At 73.2% G+C, this 3,522-nt stretch carries 1 protein-coding gene; it reads right to left on the bottom strand.

Annotated elements, in window-relative coordinates:
• Positions 1 to 3,522 (bottom strand): type I polyketide synthase (locus AB0B86_RS33440; protein WP_357420621.1); only part of this gene is annotated, 3,522 nt, incomplete at both ends.

Genomic DNA, 3,522 nt, shown 5'->3' with positions numbered 1-3,522 from the left:
AACGGACGGCCCGCCGGGCGCCCCTGCCCATACGTCGCAATCAACGCCTGCGCCTCAATCGGATCACCCAACCGCGTACCAGTGCCGTGCGCCTCTACGAGGTCGATGTCCCCGGTGGTGAGCCCGGCACCGGCCAGCGCAGACCGAATCACCCGCTGCTGCGAAGGACCGCTCGGCGCCGTCAAACCATTACTCGCGCCATCGTGATTCACCGCACTACCCCGGATCACACCCAAGATCCGACGACCATGGCGCTGCGCATCCGACAGACGCTCCAACACCAGCATGCCGACACCCTCACCCCAACCCGTCCCATCGGCAGCAGCCGCGAACGCCTTACACCGACCATCGGCCGACAAGCCCCGCTGCCGGCTGAACTCCACAAACGTCAACGGCGTCGCCATCACCGTCACACCACCAGCCAACGCCAACGAACACTCACCCCGCCGCAACGCCTGCCCCGCAAGATGCATCGCCACCAACGACGACGAACACGCCGTATCAACCGTGACCGCCGGACCCTCCAACCCGAACACGTACGACACCCGACCCGACGCGACGGAACCCGCCGTGCCCGAACCCAGATACCCCTCCAGCTCCGGCGGCACAGTGCCCACGTGCGACGCATAGTCGTGATACATCACCCCCGCGAACACACCCGTCGCACTGCCCCGCAACGACACCGGATCCACCCCAGCCCGCTCCAGCGCCTCCCACGACACCTCCAACAACAACCGCTGCTGAGGATCCATCGCCAGCGCCTCCCGCGGCCCCACCCCGAAGAACTCCGCATCAAACAAGCCCGCGTCATGCAGGAACCCGCCATGACGCGTGTACGTCGTGCCGACGTGGTCGGGGTCCGGGTCGAACAGGCGGTCGACGTCCCAGCCGCGCTCGCTGGGGAACTCGCTGATGGCGTCCCCGCCGGCGGCGACGAGCCGCCACAGGTCCTCGGGCGAGGTGATGCCGGACGGGTAGCGGCAGGCCATTCCGACGATGGCGATCGGTTCGTCGATGGCGATCACGGTGGTGGCGGCCTGCTGCTCCGCCACCCCGACCAGCTCGCCGACCAGGTACGCGGCCAGCGTGTCCGGGCGCGGGTAGTCGAATACGAGGGTGGCGGGCAGAGCCAGCCCGGTGATGGCGGCGACGCTGTTGCGCAACTCGACCGCGGTCAGCGAGTCGAAGCCGAGTTCGCCGAAGGTGCGGTCGGTGCGGACCTGGTCGGCTCCGGCGTAGCCCAGGGCGGCCGCGGCCTGCTCGGCGACGAGCCGGGCCGCGAACGCGATGCGCTCGGCGGGGGCCAGCGCGCGCAGCCGGGCCGCGAGCCCGTCCGCACCGGCGGCGGCCCGGCGCCGGGCCGGGCGCACCAGGGCGCGCAACATCGGCGGCACAGCGTCCGGGTTGAGCTGCCGTAGGTTGAGGCCCATCGGGACGAGCAGGGCCCGGTCCCCGGCCAACGAGGCGTCCAGCAGGGCGAGGCCGTCGGCCTCGCCGAGCGGCACGACACCGGTGCGCGCCAGCCGCTGCCGGTCGGCGGCCGACAGCGCGGCGGTGACGTCGCTGGTCCGGTCCCACAGGCCCCAGGCCAGGGACAGGCCGGGCAGCCCGGCGGCATGCCGGTGCGCTGCCAACCCATCGAGGAAGGTGTTCGCGGCGGCGTAGTTTGCCTGGCCCGGGTTGCCGAGGACGCCCGCGGCCGAGGAGAACAGCACGAACAGGCTCAGGTCCATGCCTGCGGTCAGCTCGTGCAGGTGCCAGGCGGCGGCTGCCTTCGGCGCCCACACCCGGTGCAGGCGTTCGGGGGTGAGGGCCGCGACGACGCCGTCGTCGACGATGCCAGCGGCGTGCACGACGCCAACGAGCGGCTGCGGTAGCGCGCCAAGAATACGGGCGAGCGCGTGGCGGTCGGCAACGTCGGCGGCGACGATGTCGACGCTGTCCGCGCCGTAGGTCCGCAGCCGGTCGGCGAGGTCGGCCGCGCCGGGTGCGTCGGGACCGCGGCGCGACAGCAACGTGAGGTGCCGGACGCCGTGCCGGATGACCAGGTGCTGGGCCACCAGCGCGCCGAGCCCGCCGGTGCCGCCGGTGACCAGCACGGTGCCGTCGGCGAGGTCGAGCCGGGCCGGATCGGGTGCTGGCAGCCGGACCACGCGCGGCGCCAGCCAGGTGCTGTCGCGCCAGGCGAGCTGCGGCTCGTCACCGGCAGGGACGGGCACATCGGCCGGCGCGTCGGCGAGCACGATCCGGCCGGGGAACTCGCCCTGGACCGAACGCACCAGGCCCCACACCGAGGCGGTCACCGGATCGACGGTGTCGCCGTCGATCGCCGCGACGCCACCCGAGGTGCGCAGCACCAGCGTCGACGCGGCGCCGGGTCCATTGAGGAAACCCTGGACGTACGCGAGCACGGCAGCGGCCGCGTCGGCCGATCCGGCCGCCGCGCCGGCGGCGAGGTCGGCCACGTCGACGACGGTCACCGGGTCGGCGCCGTCAGGTACGGGCACCGGGACCCAGTCCAGGCCGTACAACGAGCGGGACGGGTCGGCGGGCGCGTCGAGCACTGCCGGACGGGCCGTCAGCGAGCCGACGGTCGCCACGGGCTGCCCGGCCGCGTCGGTGATCGCCATGGACAGCGTGTTCGGCGCCGGGCGGGTCAGCCGCACCCGGACCGCGGTCGCGCCGGTGGCGTGCACGGCGACGTTCTGCCAGGCGAACGGCAGCACCGTCTCGCCCGTCGGGTCGGCCATGAGCAGCGCGTGCATGCACGCGTCGAGCAGGGCGGGGTGCATCGCGAACCGGTCGGCCGGGGCGCTGCCGGGCAGGGTCACCTCGGCGTACACCGCCTCGCCGTGACGCCAGGCGGCGCGTACGCACTGGAAGGCCGGGCCGTAGCCGTAGCCGCGCTCGGCCAGGTGCGCGTACCCGGTCTCGATCGGTGTGGCACCGGCGGGCGGCCATGGTCCGGGGTCTGTCGCCGCGGTGATGTCGTCCGCGCTGAGCATGCCTTCGGCGTGCAGGCGCCAGGATGCGTCGTCCTCGGTCTCCAGACGGGAGTGGACCCGGACGGGCCGGGCGTCGGTGGCGTCGGTCTCGCCGACGACGACGCGGACCAGCACCGCCGTGTCGGTCGGGATCGGCAGCGGTGCCCGCATCATCAGCTCGCGCAGCGTGGTGCAGCCCACCTCCTCGCCCGTACGCAGCGCCAACTCCACCAGCGCCGTGCCCGGCAGAAAGACCTGATCCAGCACGGTGTGGTCGGCCAGGAACGGCTGCGCGGCCAGGGAGATCCGGCCGGTGGCGACGGCACCGGTGGCGTCGGGCAGCACGATGACCGCGCCGAGCAGCGGGTGGCCGGTAGCGGCGAGTCCGGCGGTGGTGGTCACATCCCCGGCCGCGGCGGTCGGCAGCAGCCAGTAGCTTTCCCGCTGGAACGCGTAGGTGGGCAGGTCGACGTGCTCGGCGGCCGGACCATAGAACGCGTTCCAGTCGAGGTCGACTCCCGCGACCGCCGCCCGCGCT

This window comes from Micromonospora sp. NPDC049047, from assembly GCF_040649135.1.
Taxonomy (GTDB): domain Bacteria; phylum Actinomycetota; class Actinomycetes; order Mycobacteriales; family Micromonosporaceae; genus Micromonospora.
This window is presented reverse-complemented; position numbering and strand designations above follow the sequence as displayed.